The sequence below is a fragment of the Citrobacter portucalensis genome (assembly GCF_023374935.1).
Lineage (GTDB): Bacteria > Pseudomonadota > Gammaproteobacteria > Enterobacterales > Enterobacteriaceae > Citrobacter > Citrobacter portucalensis.
The window spans coordinates 4,115,134-4,135,067 of the sequence record NZ_CP092466.1 but is presented as its reverse complement, the minus strand read 5'-3'; the positions used below and the strand labels follow the sequence as shown (position 1 = coordinate 4,135,067).

The window sequence follows — 19,934 nt, the reverse complement described above, 5'->3', positions numbered from 1 at the left end:
AATTCATGAATTTGATTTTTTTTATAGAATTATTTTCCATGTGAATGATATTAAATTTTCATATTCATATGAGGGTATGCTTTTAGATGGTTATTGTTTTTGTGAATTCCTTAAGGGTCGGAATGAGAGCGAATTGGCATTTTTATACTTGTAACATCTGATGTGGTGATGTTTTAGCTTGATGCATTGACCAAATAGCGGTTTTTTTTGTAGGAAAAATCGAATGATTGGTTATGCTTTATCTGATATATCACTGTGGTTGATGTTTTTTTATTTATTAGAAAAAATGCAATCTTCTTTTAAAAAAAATAACAATCTCTGTGTTAATTAATAATCTAAAATATTAACGTATTGTACATTTATGAAGTAATACAATATTAATTATCGTGCAAAATGGTTATGGTTATGTTGCGGGCGGAGGGGCAACGTTGAATAGTAACACGGGCAACAATCGCGCAGTGTCTCTTGCGAGCGGCATGTCTGAAATTAACGGTATTACCAGAGAGCAGGACGTTGAGGGTAATTCTGGGCGAGATAAGTACGGAGCGGAGTATTGCCAGGGAAGAGCAGTTCTGGCGCGATTTCAACTAACGGCCACAGCATAAAGCCCCGGTTTTTCATGTCGTAGTGCGGCACGGTCAGACGTTCGGTGTTAATCACTTCATCGCCAAACAGCATAATGTCGAGGTCCAGCGTTCGCGGCCCCCAGCGTTCAGCTTTGCGCACGCGGCCCTGTTGCAGTTCAATACGCTGGGTATGGTCCAGCAACGCTTCGGGGGCGAGGGTGGTTTCCAGCGCCACGGCGGCGTTCAGGTAATCGGGCTGATCCTGTGGGCCTAATGGCGGTGTGCGGTAAAATGAAGAGACGGCCATAATGCGGCTGTCGGGAATTTCACCGATCGCCTGTATGGCAGCATTCACCTGTTCCAGCGGGGAGGCGAGGTTGCTGCCAATAGCGATATATACCCGTCGTCTTTCAGGCTGCATCTGTGTTGGCTTTCCTCGCTCATCCCAGTCACGTACTGATGTACGCTCCCGGGAGTTCGCTGTGTCGCCGCCTTGATGCAACCCGAAATCCATTGGGTATACGCGATTGGTCACGCGGAACCTTCGCGGCGTGGCGCGCGTTTACGCGGGCGACGATGGCGACGGCGTACGTCTGGCTCTTCATCCAGCTCGTTCAGCATGCCTTTTTGTTCCGGCGGCGCTGAAACCTGGAATTCACCCCACCATTTCGCCAGTCGTTGCAATTCCGCGTTGTGTTCGACTTCAGCACGCAGCGCTAACAGGTCGTAAGCTGCGCGGAACTTTGGATGCTCCATCAGCTTCCAGGCGCGTTTGCCCTGGCGACGGGACATACGTAACTGCAACTGCCAGATATCGCGGGTCAGTGAGGTCAGACGTTTCGGGATCGCCAGCGAGCGGCAGGCTTCGTCCAGCACGTCGTTCATTGCCAGCGCGAAAGCGTCGTAATAGGCCAGACCGCTTTCTTGCGCAATTTTCTGTGCGGCTTCCAGTAACGGATACCAGAACATGGCAGCAAACAAGAACGCCGGGTTAACGCGCATATCATTGTGAATGCGGTTATCGGTATTCTTCAGTACCTGGGCAATGATGCGTTCCATCGGGCTGTCACCGTCTTCGGTGAAGTAGCGCGTAATGGTTGGGAACAGCGGTTGGAACAGGCTGTACTCACGCAGTTTTTTATAGGTTTCGTACCCATAGCCCGCCTGTAACAGCTTGAGCGCTTCTTCAAACAGGCGTGCAGGAGGAATATCGTTAAGCAAGGTAGCCAGACGCGGGATAGGCTCCGCGGTTTCCGGGCTGATACGCATGTCGAGCTTGGCGGCAAAGCGCACGGCGCGCAGCATACGTACAGGATCTTCGCGGTAGCGCGTTTCCGGATTACCGATCAGGCGAATGATGCCCTCTTCGAGATCCTGCATTCCCCCGACGTAATCACGTACGGTGAAATCGGCCACGCTGTAATACAGGCTGTTGATCGTGAAGTCGCGACGCTGGGCATCTTCTTCGATGGAGCCGAAGATGTTGTCACGCAGCAGCATACCGTTTTGCCCACGCTGCGATGTTGTGCGATCGGATTCGCTGCCTTCATGATGACCGCGGAAAGTCGCCACTTCGATAATTTCTGGGCCGAACATGACATGGGCCAGACGGAAACGGCGACCGACCAGGCGACAGTTACGAAACAGTTTGCGCACCTGATCCGGCGTTGCGTTAGTGGTGACATCAAAATCTTTCGGTTTTTTGCCCAGCAAAAGATCGCGTACACCACCGCCAACCAGCCATGCCTCGTATCCGGCCTTATTGAGCCTGTACATTACCTTCAGGGCATTTTCACTGATATCTTTGCGGGAGATAGAGTGCTGCTCACGCGGAATTACCGTCATATGTGGACGGGCGACGGCGAGCTCAGCCTCGCGCTCCTCGCGGCTTAGCACCTTGCGGCAAAAATTAGCGACTCGGGTAAAAATAGTGCACCTCGGTAGTGTCAAACTTCAATCAGAACAAGTGTTGCTGTGTAAAAATAGCGGCTAATCATAGCTCAGCATGATGCATTTGAGAATGCCGGATTTAAGATCGCCGATTCAGGCACCGCTGTCAGACGCCAATTCTCAACGGCAAACTCCAGGATCTGATCAACCTGCATATCCTGCCACGGGATATCGGCACGCTGGCCGAGAAAGCGCAGCGCGGCAATAATCACCGGACGCGGATCGCCTTGCGGCAGCGCAGGTGCATGATTTTGTTTTGAAAGTTTAGCGCCTTGTTCGTTGAGCGCCAGCGGAAGATGAATATAGTCAGGCGCTTGCCAGCCAAACTGCTGATACAAAGAGATTTGCCGCACCGTGGGTTCGATAAGATCGGCGCCGCGTACAATCTCCGTTACGCCCTGAAAGTGGTCATCAACCACCACAGCGAGGTTATAGGCAAACAGCCCGTCGCGTCGGTGGATAATAAAATCTTCCCTCGCAAGCTGCGGGTCAGCCTGAATCTCACCGCGCAGTTGGTCAGTAAACTGCATCACCGGATGGCGTTGCTTTATGCGGACAGCCGCCTGCTCTGGTCCGAGGCGTAACTCACGGCAGTGGCCGTCATAAATACCGCCGACGCTTTGAATACGCGCCCGCGTACAGGTGCAGTAATAGCTCAGATCCTGTTGATGTAACCAGGCGAGCGCCTCGCGGTAGGCATCATGACGTTGGGATTGCCATAAAATATCGCCATCCCAGTGCAGTCCGTAATGTTCCAGCTGACGCAGAATCGTATCTGCAGCACCGGGAACTTCACGAGGGGGGTCAATATCTTCAATGCGCACTCGCCAGATTCCGCGCTGTGAGCGGGCCTGCAGGTAACTCCCGAGGGCGGCAATTAGTGAACCGAAATGCAGTTCGCCAGAAGGGGAAGGGGCGAAGCGGCCTATATAGTGTGAATCGCTCATTTTGCGGACTAACAAATAATAAGGCGGGAGAAGCTCCCGCCTGTAGTAAACGTGGTAAAAATGACCGGAATTAACCTGCCATTTGTTTTTCGCGGATTTCTGCCAGCGTTTTACAGTCGATGCACAGATCGGCTGTAGGACGCGCTTCCAGACGGCGAATACCAATTTCTACGCCGCATGATTCGCAGTAGCCGAAATCTTCGTCTTCTACTTTCTTCAGCGTCTTCTCGATCTTTTTGATCAATTTGCGCTCACGGTCACGGTTACGCAGCTCAAGGCTGAATTCTTCTTCCTGTGCGGCGCGGTCCACCGGATCAGGGAAGTTAGCCGCTTCGTCTTGCATATGAGTTACGGTGCGATCGACTTCATCCCTAAGTTGATTGCGCCATGCCTCAAGAATACGCCTGAAGTGCGACAGCTGGGCTTCGTTCATATACTCTTCGCCCGGTTTCTCCTGGTACGGCTCCACCCCAGCGATGGCGAGAATACTCAGGGACGATGTTTTACGGTTTTGCCCTTCTTGCATGTTGCTTCTCCTTAACACGCACTATCGATCCCCATGTTCGGGGGAAAAATCAGGTCGCTATAAATAGCAGATGCTTTTCCGGATAGCAATTATCTAAACGTAACACTTGACAACCCTGTGAGGAAAAGCGTATTTGCCCACGCGCCCAGAATACTAATTGACCAGATATTTACACCATTACAAGGTAATGGGCAACGGCTCTTTAAGAGTCATACCGTGGGCAGAAAGTTCCGCTTTATAAACCAGAATTTCAACCCCCTTAAGCTGTGCTTCAACTAATAATTGCGCATATTTTGCATCGATATGGCGCGCGGGTGAAAACCGTGTAATGGCTGAATGTAGCACGGCGAAAAATATCACTGCCCGCTTGCCTTCAGCCGCTACGCTCATCAATTCCCGAAGATGCTTCTGACCTCGTTCAGTGATGGCATCGGGAAAATAACCCTGCTCTTTTTCCGCCAACGTGACTGATTTCACTTCAATATAGCAGTCAGGTCGGGAATCTGCCTGTAACAAAAAGTCGATGCGGCTCCCTTCGGCGCCGTATTTTACTTCACTTTTCAAAGTGCTGTAGCCTGAAACTTCTGAAATTAACGCCTGCTGAATCGCCTCTTTCGTTAATCTGTTGGCCCACAGCGTGTTAACACAAATAAATTCACCGGATTGAGTTTGCGTTAATTCCCAGGTATGTGGATATTTGCGTTTAGTATTTTCTGATGTCGAATACCAAACGGTGTCACCTGGCATTGCGCATCCGGTCATCGCACCGGTATTTGGGCAGTGTAACGTTAACTCTGTGCCATCTGGTGTGATCACATCCGCTAAAAAGCGCTTATAGCGCTGGATGAGCGTTGCTGGTTGTAAAGGTGGAGAAAATTGCATAAACAGTCCCTTTGATTATTCAGTCAGCGTCCAGCGTTGCAACTGCGTGTAACGCGTGCGTCCTCGCGCAAATGAGGAGGAATAAAGCGCAAATTCCGTGACTGGAAACGACCAGCCAAAGCCCGGTGGCGGGATTGGCACCGCGTGGCCGGCATCGCGCAGCAGCGTGATATGTGGATGAAACGGCTGCGGGCTTTGGTAGCAACCGCTGCGTGCGGCCTGTGCCCGCAGCATATTCGCCAGTTGCAGCAACCCGCGCGGCGGCTGACGCATTCCCAGCCACACAACCCGGGATCGCAACCATTGCCCGGCATCATCGAGTTTGAGCGTAAAACCCGGCTGGCGAATACGCCCCGCGAGCTGCGACAGCGCCTGTTGCTTCTCAGCGCTGACGTCGCCTAAAAAGGCCAGCGTCAGATGCAGATTATCAGCCGCGACGGGGCGACCCGCTTCAGGGGGAAACTGCGCGGCCCGCCAGTGGATTAGCTGCTCCCGAACCCCGGCTGGCAATTCAATCGCAAAGAACAGCCTTTTTGGCTCAGACATGATGGATACTCGGTTATGAATTAACGCGATGCTACAATGCAGCGCGAAGAATGTTAACCCTCTGGAGCCATTTGTGACGTCGTTGCCCGTTGCCGCCGTAGTGCCTGAACTGCTTACCGCCCTTGATGCCTCGCCGCAGGTTCTGCTTACGGCGCCGACCGGTGCCGGGAAATCGACCTGGCTGCCGTTGCGACTTCTTGAGCATCGCGGTATCACGGGGCGGATTATTTTGCTGGAGCCGCGCCGCCTGGCAGCGCGCAATGTGGCGCAGCGATTAGCGGAATTGCTGAACGAAAAGCCGGGTGAAACCGTGGGTTATCGCATGCGCGCGCAAAGTTGCGTAGGGCCGCAGACCCGGCTGGAAGTGGTAACAGAGGGCGTCCTGACGCGGATGATCCAACGCGATCCTGAACTGACAGGCGTCGGGCTGGTGATCCTCGACGAATTTCACGAACGGAGTTTACAGGCTGATCTGGCGCTGGCGCTATTGCTGGATGTGCAGCAAGGGCTGCGGGACGATCTGAAACTGTTGATTATGTCCGCCACTCTGGATAACGGGCGTTTGCAGCAGATGTTGCCCGATGCGCCGACGATCGTTTCTGAAGGCCGCGCATTTCCCGTTGAGCGGCGGTATCAGCCGTTGGCGGCGCATTTGCGTTTTGATGAAGCGGTAGCGATAGCGACGGCGGAGCTATTGCGCCATGAAGGTGGGTCACTGCTGCTGTTTTTACCGGGTGTGGGCGAAATCCTGCGTGTACAGGAGCAGCTGGCTACGCGTGTAGGCAGCGATGTTGTGCTGTGTCCACTGTACGGCGCGTTAACGCTTTCCGAGCAGCGTCAGGCGATTGTGCCCGCGCCGCAAGGCAAACGCAAAGTGGTGCTGGCCACCAATATTGCTGAAACCAGCTTAACGATCGAAGGCATCCGACTGGTGGTGGACTGCGCCCAGGAACGCGTGGCGCGCTATGACGTGCGTACCGGTCTGACGCGACTGATTACCCAGCGCATCAGCCAGGCTTCGATGACTCAGCGCGCGGGACGTGCGGGTCGTCTGGAGCCCGGTATTTGCGTGCATCTGCTTGCCAAAGAGCAGGCAGAAAGAGCGGCAGCACAGGGGGAAGCGGAGATATTGCAGAGCGATCTGTCCGGGCTACTGATGGAGTTGCTGCAATGGGGATGTACCGAACCTGAACAACTGAACTGGCTGGATACGCCGCCCGCCATCAATCTGCAGGCGGCAAAACGGCTGTTGCAGATGCTGGGCGCGCTTGAGGGCGACAGGCTCAGTGCTCGCGGACAGAAAATGGCGGCATTGGGTAACGATCCTCGTTTAGCGGCGATGCTGGTCGGTGCCAAAAATAATACCGAAGCGGCTACGGCGGCAAAACTGGCTGCGATTCTGGAAGAGCCGCCGCGCGGCGGAAGTACCGATCTGACCGTGGCGTTTTCACGAAATCAGCCCGCCTGGCAGCAGCGCAGTCAACAGTTGCTGAAACGGCTTAACGTTAGCAGCGGACAGCCCGACAGCACGTTGCTCCCCTCATTGCTGGCGCGGGCGTTTACCGATCGGATCGCGCGTCGACGCGGGCAGGAAGGGCGCTATCAACTGGCGAATGGCATGGGCGCAATGCTGGATGCTGATGACGCTTCAGGACGCTATGAATGGCTGATAGCGCCACTTTTGTTGCAGGGTAGCGCTGCGCCAGACGCGCGTATTTTGCTGGCTCTGCCGCTGGATATTGAGGCGCTGATGCAGGCATGTCCTGAGCTGCTGCAACAGTCCGACACCATCGAATGGGATGAGACTCAGGGAACGTTAAAGGCATTGCGTCGGTCGCGCATTGGTCAGCTCACGGTAAAAGTACAGCCATTGGCCAAACCCTCGGAAGAGGAGTTGCATCAGGCGATGTTGAATGGCATTCGCGATAAAGGGCTAAGTGTGCTCAACTGGACGTCGGAAGCCGAGCAGTTTCGACTGCGTCTGCAATGTGCGGCAAACTGGTTGCCAGAGTATGACTGGCCCGCGGTAGATGAGGATTCTCTGCTGGCGTCGCTGGAGACCTGGCTGCTGCCGCACATGAGCGGTGTGCACTCGTTACGCGCATTAAAAGCACTCAATGTGGGACAGGCGTTGCGCGGTTTACTGGACTGGTCAATGTTGCAACGTCTGGATAGTGAGCTGCCTGCGCATTACACTGTGCCGACGGGAAGCCGGATTGCCATTCGCTATCATGAGGATAATCCTCCAGTATTGGCGGTTCGGATGCAGGAAATGTTTGGTGAAGCAAAGACCCCAACCATTGCCCAGGGGCGCGTGCCGCTGGTGCTGGAGTTGCTGTCTCCGGCCCAAAGACCGCTACAGGTGACCAGCGATCTGAGCGCGTTCTGGCAGGGATCGTACCGCGAGGTGCAAAAAGAGATGAAAGGGCGTTATCCCAAACATGTCTGGCCGGACGATCCGGCGAATACCGCGCCAACGCGGCGTACCAAAAAGTATTCGTAATGTAACTGTAGGCCGGATGAGGCGTTATGCCGCATCCGGCGAAAGAGCGGTAATAATTGAGAGATTTCTTCTTCTGTCGCAGGACGGAAGAACAGAGAATCGGGCCCTTGCGCCTGAATGTTGCGGAGAAAAAGCATGGCGGGGAATGACCGCGAGCCAATTGGACGTAAAGGGAAACCCTCGCGTCCGGTGAAACAAAAGGTGAGCCGTCGTCAACTCAGAGATGAAGAGTATGACGACGATTATGATGATGATGACTATGAGGATGAAGAACCGATGCCGCGTAAGGGTAAAGGCAAAGGGCGTAAGCCTCGTGGTAAGCGCGGCTGGTTCTGGCTGCTGGTAAAACTGTCGATTGTCTTTTTGGTGCTGATCGCCATTTACGGCGTTTATCTGGACCAAAAAATTCGTAGCCGTATTGATGGCAAAGTCTGGCAGCTTCCTGCGGCAGTTTATGGCCGTATGGTTAACCTTGAGCCAGAAATGCCTATCGGCAAGAACGAGATGGTGAAGCTGCTGGAGGCCACGCAGTACCGTCAGGTGACGAAGATGACGCGTCCGGGCGAATTTACCGTGCAGGCGAAGAGCATCGAGATGATTCGTCGTCCGTTTGACTTCCCGGACAGCAAAGAAGGGCAGGTGCGTGCGCGTCTGACCTTTGACGGCGATCATCTGGACACCATCGAGAATATGGATAACAACCGCCAGTTCGGTTTCTTCCGTCTCGATCCGCGTCTGATCACCATGCTCTCTTCACCTAACGGTGAGCAGCGCCTGTTTGTTCCGCGTAGCGGCTTCCCGGATCTGCTGGTGGATACGCTGCTGGCGACCGAAGACCGTCACTTCTATGAGCATGACGGTATCAGCCTTTATTCCATTGGTCGTGCGGTGCTGGCGAACCTGACGGCTGGTCGTACGGTACAGGGGGCCAGTACGCTGACTCAGCAGCTGGTGAAAAACCTGTTCCTGTCCAGCGAACGTTCCTACTGGCGTAAGGCCAACGAAGCCTATATGGCGCTGATCATGGATGCGCGTTACAGCAAAGACCGCATTCTTGAGCTGTATATGAACGAAGTCTATCTCGGCCAAAGCGGTGATAACGAGATTCGCGGCTTCCCGCTGGCGAGCCTCTATTATTTCGGTCGTCCGGTAGAAGAGCTGAGCCTCGACCAGCAGGCGTTGCTGGTGGGGATGGTTAAAGGGGCGTCGATCTACAACCCGTGGCGTAACCCGAAGCTGGCGCTGGAGCGTCGTAACCTGGTTCTGCGTCTTCTGCAGCAGCAGCAGATTATCGACCAGGATCTGTATGACATGCTGAGCGCGCGTCCGCTAGGCGTACAGCCGCGTGGTGGGGTGATCTCCCCGCAGCCTGCCTTTATGCAGATGGTGCGTCAGGAGCTCCAGGCGAAGCTGGGCGATAAAGTTAAAGATCTCTCCGGCGTGAAGATTTTCACCACCTTTGATTCCGTGGCGCAGGACGCCGCAGAAAAAGCGGCGGTGGAAGGCATTCCGGTATTGAAGAAACAGCGTAAGCTGAGCGATCTGGAAACCGCGATTGTGGTCGTTGACCGCTTTAGTGGTGAAGTTCGCGCCATGGTCGGCGGAGCAGAACCGCAGTTTGCGGGCTATAACCGTGCGATGCAGGCGCGTCGTTCGATTGGTTCTCTGGCCAAGCCAGCAACCTATCTGACCGCGCTCAGCCAGCCGAAGTTGTACCGCCTGAATACCTGGATTGCCGATGCGCCGATTGCGCTGCGTCAGCCGAACGGCCAGGTGTGGTCACCGCAGAACGATGACCGTCGCTATAGCGAAAGCGGCAAAGTAATGCTGGTGGATGCGTTAACGCGTTCAATGAACGTGCCAACGGTAAATCTGGGGATGGCGCTGGGCCTGCCTGCTGTAACCGATACCTGGTTGAAGCTGGGTGCGCCGAAAGATCAGCTTAACCCGGTTCCGGCCATGCTGCTGGGTGCGTTAAACCTGACGCCAATCGAAGTGGCGCAGGCGTTCCAGACTATCGCCAGCGGTGGGAACCGCGCGCCGCTGTCGGCGCTGCGTTCGGTGATTGCCGAAGATGGTACCGTGCTGTACCAGAGCTTCCCACAGGCCGAGCGTGCTGTTCCGGCGCAGGCGGCGTATATGACGCTGTGGACTATGCAGCAGGTGGTTCAGCGTGGTACGGGTCGCCAGCTTGGCGCGAAGTATCCGGGTCTGCATCTGGCAGGGAAAACCGGGACCACCAACAACAACGTGGATACCTGGTTTGCCGGGATCGACGGCAGCCAGGTGACCATCACCTGGGTGGGCCGCGATAACAACCAGCCAACCAAGCTGTACGGTGCCAGCGGCGCGATGTCGATTTATCAGCGTTATCTGGCCAACCAGACGCCAACACCGCTGGTGTTGACGCCGCCGGAGGATGTGGTGGATATGGGCGTAGACTATGACGGTAACTTCGTTTGTAGCGGGGGTATGCGCACGCTTCCTGTATGGACCACCGATCCGGATTCACTGTGTCAGCAAGGTGAGATGCTGCAGCAGTCGGGTAATCCGTTTGATCAATCTTCTCAGCAGCCGCAGCAACAGCAGCCTCAACAGCAGCAACCGCCGCAGCAGGAGAAGAAGGACGGTGATGGCGTAGCCGGTTGGATTAAAGAGATGTTTGGCGGTAACTAACGCCAGCCTAAAAACCCGCTTCGGCGGGTTTTTCTTTTTTGCGCTATATGGTTTTAGTTTGCCTTGCCTGATGGCGTTGCGCTTATCAGGCCTACGGAATTAAGGCTGCCATCCGGTACGTTATTCGTTAAAACATTTCAGCCTAATTTATTAACCCTTTCTTTTCATCTGGTTATTTCTTAACCCCTCAGTTTTAGTAGGGACGCGTATTGCTTGCTATCTCGCCAGAGTTTCGAATATTATGCTGCCGTTATAATAATAATTCTCGTTTACGTTATCATTCACTTTCATCAGAGAAATACCAATGGCGCGTCTTAAAACTGCTCAGCCAAGTTCATCACTGCGTAAAATCGCAGTAGTGGTAGCCACAGCGGTTAGCGGCATGTCTGTCTATGCACAGGCGGCGGTTGACCCGAAAGAAGAAACCATCACCGTAACTGCTGCACCTGCTCCGCAGGAAAGCGCATGGGGGCCTGCGGCAACCATCGCTGCACGACAGTCTGCTACGGCGACCAAAACCGACACTCCGATTCAAAAAGTTCCTCAGTCTATTTCAGTGGTCACCGCCGAAGAGATGGCGTTGCATCAACCAAAATCGGTCAAAGAGGCGCTCAGCTACACCCCGGGCGTTGCCGTGGGTACACGTGGCGCGTCCAATACCTATGACTACCTGATTATTCGCGGATTTGCCGCCGACGGCCAAAGTCAGAATAACTATCTGAATGGCCTGAAGATGCAGGGCAACTTCTACAATGATGCGGTCATCGACCCTTATATGCTGGAGCGCGCCGAAGTGATGCGCGGTCCGGTTTCCGTTCTGTACGGAAAGAGCAACCCGGGTGGGTTGTTGAATATGGTCAGCAAGCGCCCGACAACGGAGCCGCTGAAAGAAGTTCAGTTCAAAATGGGTACTGACAGCCTGTTCCAGACCGGTTTTGACTTCAGCGATGCGCTGGATGACGATGGTGTGTACTCATACCGCCTGACCGGCCTGGCGCGTTCCGCGAATGCGCAGCAGCAGGGCGCAGAAGAACAGCGTTATGCCATCGCGCCATCTTTCACATGGCGTCCGGATGATAAGACGAATTTCACCTTCCTCTCCTACTTCCAGAACGAGCCGGAAACCGGTTATTACGGCTGGTTGCCGAAAGAGGGGACCGTGTCTAAGCTGCCAAATGGTTCACGTCTGCCGACCGATTTCAACGAAGGTGCGGACAACAATACCTACTCTCGTAACGAGAAGATGGTGGGCTACAGCTTCGACCACGAATTTAACGACACCTTTACCGTACGTCAGAACCTGCGTTATGCGCAAAACAAAGTGTCGCAGAAAAGCGTGTACGGCTACGGCATGTGCTCCGATCCGCTGTATACCAAAGATCCGGCTAACAGTCCTTGCGCCAGTATCCCTCAGTCAGATTGGGATCACACGCTGACTCGTCAGTACGTTGACGACAATGAAAAATTGCAGAATTTCTCTGTTGATACCCAGTTGCAGAGCACATTCGCCACCGGTTCCCTGGATCACACATTGCTGACCGGCGTTGACTATATGCGTATGCGTAACGATATCAACTCCTGGTTCGGTTGGGCTGGTTCGGTAGCGCCGTCTGATATCTATAATCTTGACCGTAGCGATTTTGACTTTGGCTCGCACCCTGGACCTGGCGCAGCTTATCGCGTTCTGAATAAACAGGAACAAACGGGCCTGTACGCTCAGGATCAGATGCAGTGGGATAAGGTGCTGGTCACTCTGGGCGGCCGTTACGACTGGGCTAAACAGGACTCTCTGAACCGCGTTTCTGGTGTGCTGGACTCCCGTGATGACCGACAGTTCACCTGGCGTGGCGGTGTTAACTACCTGTTCGACAACGGTGTGACCCCGTATTTCAGCTACAGCGAATCGTTTGAACCAAATTCTCAGGTTGGGGAAAGCGGCAATATCTTTGCGCCATCTAAAGGTAAGCAGTACGAAGCGGGCGTGAAGTACGTGCCGAGCGACCGTCCGATTGTATTAACCGGTGCCGTTTACCAGTTGACCAAAACCAACAACCTGATGGCCGATCCGAATGGATCGATCTGGTCAGTTGAAGGCGGTGAAATTCGTTCACGCGGTGTTGAAATCGAAGCGAAAGCGGCACTGTCTGCCAGCGTTAACGTGGTCGGTTCTTATACCTACACCGATGCGGAATACACCACCGACACCAATTACAAAGGCAATACGCCTGCTCAGGTGCCAAAACATATGGCATCACTGTGGGGGGATTACACCCTCTATGATGGCGCGCTTTCCGGGCTGACGTTGGGTACGGGGGTTCGTTATACTAGTTCCAGCTATGGCGATCCGGCAAACTCCTTCAAAGTGGGAAGCTACACGCTGGTAGATGCGTTAGTACGTTACGATCTGGCGCGTGTTGGTATGGCTGGCTCCAACGTGGCGCTGCATGTGAACAACCTGTTTGACCGTGAATACGTCGCCAGCTGCTTCAATACTTATGGCTGCTTCTGGGGCGCAGAACGTCAGGTCGTTGCAACTGCAACCTTCCGTTTCTAATTTCTCTTTGGGCACGCTTTGCGTGCCCGTTTTACAAGTTGGCTGCTATGCAGGAAAACAGATCCCATCCCGACACCACTTTTGCGTTGCGTAATGTCTCCTTTCGTGTGCCTGGCCGCACGCTTTTGCATCCTCTCTCATTAACTTTTCCTGTAGGGAAAGTGACGGGTCTTATCGGCCACAACGGTTCCGGTAAATCGACATTATTGAAAATGCTGGGACGTCATCAGCCGCCGTCAGAAGGTGAAATCCTGCTCGACGAACAGCCGCTGGAGAGCTGGAGTAGCAAAGCGTTTGCCCGCAAGGTCGCCTATCTGCCGCAACAGCTGCCGCAGGCAGAAGGGATGACCGTACGCGAACTGGTGGCGATTGGTCGTTATCCGTGGCACGGGGCGCTGGGGCGTTTTGGCGTTGCCGACAGAGAGAAAGTAGAAGAAGCCATTTCGCTGGTAGGTTTAAAGCCGCTGGCGCACCGTCTGGTCGATAGCCTGTCCGGTGGGGAACGCCAACGCGCGTGGATTGCCATGCTGGTGGCACAGGACAGCCGTTGTCTGCTGCTTGATGAACCAACTTCCGCGCTGGATATCGCCCATCAGGTTGACGTGCTGGCGCTGGTGCACCGCTTAAGCCAGCAGCGTGGGCTGACGGTGGTAGCGGTGCTGCATGATATCAATATGGCGGCCCGTTACTGCGATTACCTCGTTGCGCTGCGCGGCGGTGAGATGATTTCTCAAGGAACGCCTGCTGAACTGATGCGCAGTGAAACTCTGGAACAAATTTACGGTATCCCGATGGGCATTTTGCCGCATCCGGCCGGTGCCGCACCCGTGAGTTTTGTCTATTAATGATCGGATTACCTCATATTACCCGTCGGCGGCTGCTTACGGCGATGGCGCTGTCGCCTCTGTTGTGGCGGATGAATACGGCGCACGCCGCGGCGGTTGATCCCCAGCGCATTGTAGCGCTGGAATGGCTGCCGGTAGAGCTGCTGCTGGCGCTGGGTATTACGCCGTACGGCATCGCAGATATCCCTAACTACAAGCTGTGGGTCAGTGAGCCTCCTCTGCCGGACTCGGTAATTGACGTCGGGCTACGTACGGAACCCAATCTCGAACTGCTGACCGAAATGAAGCCCTCATTTCTGCTCTGGTCGGCAGGCTATGGTCCTTCCCCTGAAAAGCTGGCGCGGATTGCACCAGGCCGGGGATTTAATTTCAGCGATGGCAAAAAGCCGCTGGCCGTTGCGCGACAGTCGCTGCAGGAAATGGCGCAATTGTTCAATCTGCAAGCCTCTGCTGAACGCCATTTGACTGAGTACGATCGTTTTATTGCCAGCCTGAAACCGCGCTTTATGCAACGCGGCGCGCGTCCCGTGCTCCTGACATCCCTGCTTGATTCGCGGCATATGCTGGTGTTTGGTTCAAACAGCCTGTTCCAGGACGTACTGGACGAATATGGGATCCCTAACGCCTGGCAGGGAGAAACAAACTTCTGGGGCAGTACTGCCGTGAGTATTGACCGTCTGGCTGCTTATAAGGATGTCGATGTGCTGTGCTTTGATCACGGCAACGATAAAGAGATGGCTGCGCTGATGTCTACGCCATTATGGCAGGCGATGCCGTTTGTCCGTGGCGGACGTTTTCAACGTGTGCCTGCCGTTTGGTTCTATGGCGCAACGTTATCGGCCATGCATTTTGCCCGTATTCTGGATAATGCGTTGGGAGGCAAAGCGTGAGCAGGAAACTTGAAATGCCGGATGGCGGCGCGAAAAGCGCCTTATCCGACCTACGGTTTGGGCGCTTTGTAGGCCGGATAAGGCGAAGCCGCCATCCGGCGTTGCTGTTGTTGGTGCTGTTTGTTGCTGCCTGCTGGCTGACATGGGTTAACTTCTCCGTTGCGCTACCGCGCAGTCAGTGGCAACAGGCTATCTGGTCACCGGATATCGACATCATTGAGCAGATGGTTTTTCACTATAGCCTGCTGCCGAGGCTGGCGATATCGCTACTGGTCGGCGCCGGGCTGGGTCTGGTCGGCGTGTTGTTTCAGCAGGTGTTGCGTAACCCGCTGGCGGAGCCAACCACGCTGGGCGTTGCGACCGGTGCGCAGTTGGGCATTACGGTCACCACGCTGTGGGCTATTCCTGGTGCGCTGACCACGCAATTTGCGGCGCTGGCGGGAGCATGTGTCGTTGGGGCGCTGGTGTTTGGCGTTGCCTGGGGCAAGCGCCTTTCTCCGGTGACGTTAATCCTTGCCGGGTTGGTGGTCAGCCTGTACTGCGGGGCGATTAACCAGTTGATGGTTATCTTCCATCACGATCAGCTGCAAAGCATGTTTTTATGGAGCAGCGGCACGTTAACGCAAACCGACTGGAGCGGCGTACAGCGTCTGTGGCCTCAGCTGTTGGGCGGTGTGATGCTGACTCTGTTGTTATTACGCCCAATGACACTGATGGGACTGGATGACGGCGTGGCGCGTAACCTCGGTCTGGCGCTGTCGCTGGCACGTCTGGCGGCGTTATCGCTGGCCATTGTCATCAGCGCCTTACTGGTTAACGCGGTTGGGATTATCGGCTTTATTGGCCTGTTTGCACCGCTGCTGGCGAAAATGCTCGGTGCGCGTCGTTTGCTGGCACGTCTGGGGCTTGCCCCGCTAATTGGTGCGTTGATCCTCTGGCTCTCCGACCAAATCATTCTGTGGCTGACCCGCGTATGGATGGAAGTCTCCACCGGTTCAGTGACCGCGTTGATTGGCGCACCGTTGCTACTGTGGTTGTTGCCGCGCTTGAGGAGTATGAGCGCCCCGGATATGAACGCCAGTAATCGCATCGCCGCTGAGCGTCAGAATGTGCTGATGTTTGCGCTGGCAGGTGGCGTAATCTTGCTGCTAACCCTCGTGGTGGCGCTGTCGTTTGGCCGCGACGCACATGGCTGGACATGGGCCAGCGGCGCGATGCTGGATGAGCTGATGCCCTGGCGCTGGCCTCGCATTCTGGCGGCCCTGATTGCCGGGGTGATGCTGGCGGTAGCGGGCTGTATTATTCAACGTCTGACGGGCAACCCGATGGCCAGCCCGGAAGTGCTGGGCATTAGCTCCGGTGCGGCATTTGGCGTGGTGCTCATGCTGTTTTTGGTCCCCGGAAATGCTTTTGGCTGGCTGCTGCCTGCCGGAAGCCTCGGGGCCGCGGGCACTCTGCTTATCATTATGATTTCCGCCGGGCGCGGTGGTTTTTCACCGCACCGTATGCTGTTGGCCGGTATGGCGCTCAGTACGGCCTTTACTATGCTGCTGATGATGCTGCAGGCCAGCGGCGATCCGCGCATGGCGGGCGTGTTGACCTGGATTTCCGGTTCAACCTATAACGCGAGCGGAGAGCAGGTACTGCGTACCGGGATTGTGATGGTGATTCTGCTGGCGATGACGCCACTGTGCCGCCGTTGGCTAACAATTTTACCGCTCGGCGGCGATACGGCGCGGGCTGTCGGTATGGCTATCACGCCATCACGCGTGGGGTTACTGCTGCTGGCGGCAGGGCTGACGGCGACAGCCACCATGACAATTGGACCGTTGAGCTTTGTCGGGCTGATGGCTCCGCATATTGCCCGTATGATGGGTTTTCGCCGGGCGATGCCGCATATGCTGATTTCGGCGCTGGCGGGTGGCGTGTTGCTGGTCTTTGCTGACTGGTGCGGCAGGATGGTGCTGTTTCCGTATCAGATCCCGGCGGGATTATTGTCGACGTTTATTGGTGCGCCGTACTTTATCTATCTGCTGAGAAAGCAGAGTCGCTGAGGCTGACCCCTTTCATGTAGGCCGGATAAGACACTTTTAGTCGACATCCGGCAATAAAAAAGCCGGGTGGCGGCTTCGCCTTACCCGGCCTACATTTCTGCACGTTCTCTTGTTTACAATTTCGCAAACACCCGGCGCGCGGCGTCGATGGTGTTATTGATATCGTCTTCACTGTGCGCCACGGACATAAAGCCCGCTTCGAAGGCAGACGGCGCCAGATAAATTCCTTCATCCAGCATCATGTGGAAGAAGCGCTTGAAGCGTTCGACGTCGCATGCCATCACATCCTGATAGCAGGTTACGGTTTCTGCATCGGTGAAGAAAATCCCGAACATCCCGCCCACATGGTTAACCACCAGCGGAATATTCGCTTCTTCGGCAGCTTCCAACAGACCTTCCGCCAGACGCGTTGTCAGTTCGTTCAGCGTTTCATGAATACCCGGTTGGGCCACTTCGGTCAGACAAGCAAAGCCCGCCGCCATTGCAATCGGGTTACCGGACAGCGTACCCGCCTGGTAAACCGGACCGGTCGGCGCCAGCGCGTCCATCACATCACGACGGCCACCGAATGCGCCAACGGGCATCCCGCCACCGATGATTTTACCCAGGCAGGTCAGGTCCGGAACAACGCCGTAATAATCCTGCGCACCGGCCAGTGCCACGCGGAAACCGGTCATCACTTCATCGATAATCAACAGCGCGCCAAACTCATCGCACAATGCACGCAGGCCTGGCAGGAATTCTGGCAGCGGCGGGATGCAGTTCATGTTGCCGGCGACCGGCTCAACGATGATACAGGCGATCTCCTGCGGGTACTGTTCAAACGCTGCACGCACTGAAGAGAGATCGTTATAGGTGCAGGTCAGGGTGTGTTTCGCGAAATCAGCTGGAACGCCAGGGGAGTTCGGCTGGCCCAGCGTTAACGCGCCGGAACCGGCTTTGACCAGCAGGCAGTCAGCATGGCCGTGGTAGCAGCCTTCAAATTTGATGATTTTATCACGACCGGTGAAACCGCGCGCCAGACGGATTGCGCTCATTGTCGCTTCCGTACCGGAGTTCACCATGCGCACCATGTCCATGGTCGGCACTAATTCGGTGACCAGCTCCGCCATTTTCACTTCCATCTCGGTCGGTGCACCGAAGCTTAAACCGCGTTCCGCAGCTTCAATCACCGCATTACGGATTGCCGGGTGGTTGTGACCCAGTACCATCGGTCCCCAGGAACCGACGTAATCGACATAGGCTTTACCATCGACATCGTACAGATACGCGCCGTCCGCTTTTTCGATAAACAGCGGAGTACCACCCACGCCAGTAAAGGCGCGAACGGGGGAGTTAACGCCGCCTGGGATAAGTTCGCGTGCTGCGCTGTAGAGATTTTCAGACTTACTCATGGATGGGGTCCTGGTTCGTAGAAAAAGTAAATGCCCGCTATTCTAGTTATTCAGAGAAGGTTATGAAAGTTTTACGCATTTGAAACAATGCGATTTGCAGGGGATTTTCGCGAAATGTGCGAGTAGAATGCCGATTCCGTATTTGTATTACCAATTAATGATCATCTGATGAAGACAGACACTCCCTCTTTTGAAGCACAGCAAATTGTGCGTTTACGCCGCAGGGATCAAATTCGTCGTCTCCTGGAACGAGACAAAACGCCGTTGGCGATCCTGTTGATGGCTGCAGTAGTGGGTACTGTGACAGGGCTTGTTGGCGTGGCATTTGAGAAAGCGGTGACCTGGGTGCAGAATCAGCGCATTGGCGCGCTGGCTCAGGTTGCGGACCATGACATTCTGCTGTGGCCGCTGGCGTTTATTCTCTCGGCGTTGCTGGCGATGGTCGGCTATTTCCTGGTGCGTAAATTTGCGCCGGAAGCCGGTGGTTCGGGGATCCCAGAGATTGAAGGTGCGCTGGAAGAGCTGCGACCTGTGCGCTGGTGGCGTGTCCTGCCGGTGAAATTTATCGGCGGCATGGGTACGCTGGGAGCCGGCATGGTGCTCGGGCGAGAAGGGCCGACCGTGCAGATTGGCGGCAACATTGGACGCATGGTGCTGGATATTTTCCGTATGCGCAGCGCCGAAGCGCGGCATACCCTGCTGGCTACCGGTGCCGCAGCGGGCTTGTCGGCGGCGTTTAACGCTCCGCTGGCGGGGATCCTGTTCATTATTGAAGAGATGCGTCCACAGTTTCGCTATAACCTCGTGTCGATCAAAGCCGTGTTTACCGGCGTTATTATGTCGAGCATCGTGTTTCGTATTTTCAACGGTGAAGCCCCGATAATTGAAGTCGGGAAACTCTCTAATGCGCCGGTGAATACGCTGTGGCTGTATCTGGTGCTCGGACTTATTTTTGGCTGTGTCGGACCGTTGTTCAACACTATGGTGTTGCGTACCCAGGATATGTTCCAGCGCTTTCACGGCGGTGAAATTAAAAAATGGGTGCTGATGGGCGGCGCGATCGGTGGTCTGTGCGGGATCCTCGGATTAATTCAACCGGAAGCGGCAGGCGGTGGTTTTAACCTGATCCCGATTGCCGCAGCAGGCAATTTTAGCGTCGGTCTGTTGCTGTTTATATTTATCACCCGGGTGATCACCACGCTGCTGTGCTTCTCATCCGGTGCGCCCGGTGGGATCTTTGCCCCGATGCTGGCGTTGGGCACGTTGCTTGGCACCGCGTTCGGTATGGCCGCAGCGGCCTCTTTTCCGCAGTATCACCTGGAGGCCGGAACCTTTGCCATTGCCGGAATGGGGGCTTTGTTGGCGGCTTCGGTACGTGCGCCGCTCACGGGTATTGTACTGGTGCTGGAGATGACCGATAACTATCAGCTCATTTTGCCAATGATTATTACCTGTCTTGGCGCAACACTATTAGCCCAATTTATGGGCGGAAAGCCGCTATACTCGACTATCCTTGCCCGTACGCTGGCAAAACAGGAAGCGGAGCAGGCGGCGAAAAGCCAGGGGACTGCCGCTGGCGAGAATACTTGAACGAAATACCA

General features: G+C 55.0%; 14 protein-coding genes. 7 read left to right on the top strand and 7 right to left on the bottom strand.

The window, feature by feature from the left end; all coding sequences use genetic code 11:
• Positions 1 to 495 precede the first annotated feature (495 nt).
• The 6 genes from folK to thpR all read right to left on the bottom strand — a co-directional run bounded on the left by folK (position 496) and on the right by thpR (position 5,417).
• Positions 496 to 987 (bottom strand): 2-amino-4-hydroxy-6-hydroxymethyldihydropteridine diphosphokinase, encoded by a 492-nt coding sequence (gene folK, locus LY264_RS20120; RefSeq protein ID WP_048214906.1) that lies wholly within the window; start codon positions 985 to 987, stop codon positions 496 to 498.
• Positions 988 to 1,097: 110 nt separating this feature from the next.
• Positions 1,098 to 2,495, bottom strand: a complete 1,398-nt coding sequence (gene pcnB / locus LY264_RS20115; RefSeq protein WP_204528218.1) for a polynucleotide adenylyltransferase PcnB — start codon at positions 2,493 to 2,495, stop codon at positions 1,098 to 1,100.
• Positions 2,496 to 2,566: 71 nt separating this feature from the next.
• Complete coding sequence (gene gluQRS, locus LY264_RS20110; protein WP_048227072.1) at positions 2,567 to 3,463, bottom strand: tRNA glutamyl-Q(34) synthetase GluQRS; 897 nt, start codon at positions 3,461 to 3,463, stop codon at positions 2,567 to 2,569.
• A 70-nt stretch (positions 3,464 to 3,533) separates the two neighbouring features.
• Positions 3,534 to 3,989, bottom strand: a complete 456-nt coding sequence (gene dksA / locus LY264_RS20105) for an RNA polymerase-binding protein DksA (RefSeq protein WP_003829221.1) — start codon at positions 3,987 to 3,989, stop codon at positions 3,534 to 3,536.
• Positions 3,990 to 4,166: 177 nt separating this feature from the next.
• On the bottom strand, positions 4,167 to 4,871 hold the full coding sequence (sfsA, locus tag LY264_RS20100; protein WP_048214903.1) for a DNA/RNA nuclease SfsA: 705 nt from the start codon (positions 4,869 to 4,871) through the stop codon (positions 4,167 to 4,169).
• A 15-nt stretch (positions 4,872 to 4,886) separates the two neighbouring features.
• Entirely contained in the window at positions 4,887 to 5,417 is a 531-nt protein-coding gene (thpR, locus tag LY264_RS20095; protein WP_048214902.1) for an RNA 2',3'-cyclic phosphodiesterase, read from the bottom strand.
• Positions 5,418 to 5,490: 73 nt separating this feature from the next.
• Between thpR and hrpB the strand changes: the two genes are divergently transcribed.
• From hrpB to fhuB, 6 genes are all read left to right on the top strand, one after another.
• On the top strand, positions 5,491 to 7,920 hold the full coding sequence (hrpB, locus tag LY264_RS20090) for an ATP-dependent helicase HrpB (protein WP_048227071.1): 2,430 nt from the start codon (positions 5,491 to 5,493) through the stop codon (positions 7,918 to 7,920).
• Positions 7,921 to 8,055: 135 nt separating this feature from the next.
• Complete coding sequence (gene mrcB / locus LY264_RS20085) at positions 8,056 to 10,596, top strand: bifunctional glycosyl transferase/transpeptidase (protein ID WP_048214900.1); 2,541 nt, start codon at positions 8,056 to 8,058, stop codon at positions 10,594 to 10,596.
• 304 nt (positions 10,597 to 10,900) lie between these two features.
• Positions 10,901 to 13,150, top strand: coding sequence for a ferrichrome porin FhuA (gene fhuA, locus LY264_RS20080; RefSeq protein WP_048227070.1), 2,250 nt, complete (start codon positions 10,901 to 10,903; stop codon positions 13,148 to 13,150).
• A 47-nt stretch (positions 13,151 to 13,197) separates the two neighbouring features.
• Positions 13,198 to 13,995 carry a Fe3+-hydroxamate ABC transporter ATP-binding protein FhuC gene (gene fhuC, locus LY264_RS20075; RefSeq protein ID WP_003829206.1) on the top strand — a complete coding sequence of 266 codons (798 nt, stop codon included), beginning with the start codon at positions 13,198 to 13,200 and terminating at the stop codon, positions 13,993 to 13,995.
• Positions 13,995 to 14,885: a Fe(3+)-hydroxamate ABC transporter substrate-binding protein FhuD gene (fhuD, locus tag LY264_RS20070; RefSeq protein ID WP_048227069.1), complete on the top strand. Its 891-nt coding sequence runs from the start codon at positions 13,995 to 13,997 to the stop codon at positions 14,883 to 14,885. The genes fhuC and fhuD overlap by 1 nt, the downstream gene beginning before the upstream one ends.
• A 14-nt stretch (positions 14,886 to 14,899) precedes the next feature.
• Positions 14,900 to 16,939, top strand: a complete 2,040-nt coding sequence (gene fhuB / locus LY264_RS20065) for a Fe(3+)-hydroxamate ABC transporter permease FhuB (protein WP_122984003.1) — start codon at positions 14,900 to 14,902, stop codon at positions 16,937 to 16,939.
• 113 nt (positions 16,940 to 17,052) lie between these two features.
• Here fhuB and hemL read toward each other — a convergent pair whose 3' ends face one another.
• Complete coding sequence (gene hemL / locus LY264_RS20060; protein WP_048227067.1) at positions 17,053 to 18,333, bottom strand: glutamate-1-semialdehyde 2,1-aminomutase; 1,281 nt, start codon at positions 18,331 to 18,333, stop codon at positions 17,053 to 17,055.
• 168 nt (positions 18,334 to 18,501) lie between these two features.
• On the opposite strand from hemL, the gene clcA reads away from it, so the two are divergent.
• Positions 18,502 to 19,923: a H(+)/Cl(-) exchange transporter ClcA gene (gene clcA / locus LY264_RS20055; protein WP_048227066.1), complete on the top strand. Its 1,422-nt coding sequence runs from the start codon at positions 18,502 to 18,504 to the stop codon at positions 19,921 to 19,923.
• The last annotated feature ends 11 nt before the right edge of the window (positions 19,924 to 19,934 follow it).

Bases quoted from the DNA above. Each gene is read 5' to 3' on its own strand.
- fhuA (WP_048227070.1), top strand. From the start codon at position 10,901: ATGGCGCGTCTTAAAACTGCTCAGCCAAGTTCATCACTGCGTAAAATC.
- mrcB (WP_048214900.1), top strand. From the start codon at position 8,056: ATGGCGGGGAATGACCGCGAGCCAATTGGACGTAAAGGGAAACCCTCG.
- thpR (WP_048214902.1), bottom strand. From the start codon at position 5,417: ATGTCTGAGCCAAAAAGGCTGTTCTTTGCGATTGAATTGCCAGCCGGG.
- clcA (WP_048227066.1), top strand. From the start codon at position 18,502: ATGAAGACAGACACTCCCTCTTTTGAAGCACAGCAAATTGTGCGTTTA.
- fhuB (WP_122984003.1), top strand. From the start codon at position 14,900: ATGCCGGATGGCGGCGCGAAAAGCGCCTTATCCGACCTACGGTTTGGG.
- sfsA (WP_048214903.1), bottom strand. From the start codon at position 4,871: ATGCAATTTTCTCCACCTTTACAACCAGCAACGCTCATCCAGCGCTAT.
- hemL (WP_048227067.1), bottom strand. From the start codon at position 18,333: ATGAGTAAGTCTGAAAATCTCTACAGCGCAGCACGCGAACTTATCCCA.
- fhuC (WP_003829206.1), top strand. From the start codon at position 13,198: ATGCAGGAAAACAGATCCCATCCCGACACCACTTTTGCGTTGCGTAAT.
- gluQRS (WP_048227072.1), bottom strand. From the start codon at position 3,463: ATGAGCGATTCACACTATATAGGCCGCTTCGCCCCTTCCCCTTCTGGC.
- dksA (WP_003829221.1), bottom strand. From the start codon at position 3,989: ATGCAAGAAGGGCAAAACCGTAAAACATCGTCCCTGAGTATTCTCGCC.
- fhuD (WP_048227069.1), top strand. From the start codon at position 13,995: ATGATCGGATTACCTCATATTACCCGTCGGCGGCTGCTTACGGCGATG.
- folK (WP_048214906.1), bottom strand. From the start codon at position 987: ATGCAGCCTGAAAGACGACGGGTATATATCGCTATTGGCAGCAACCTC.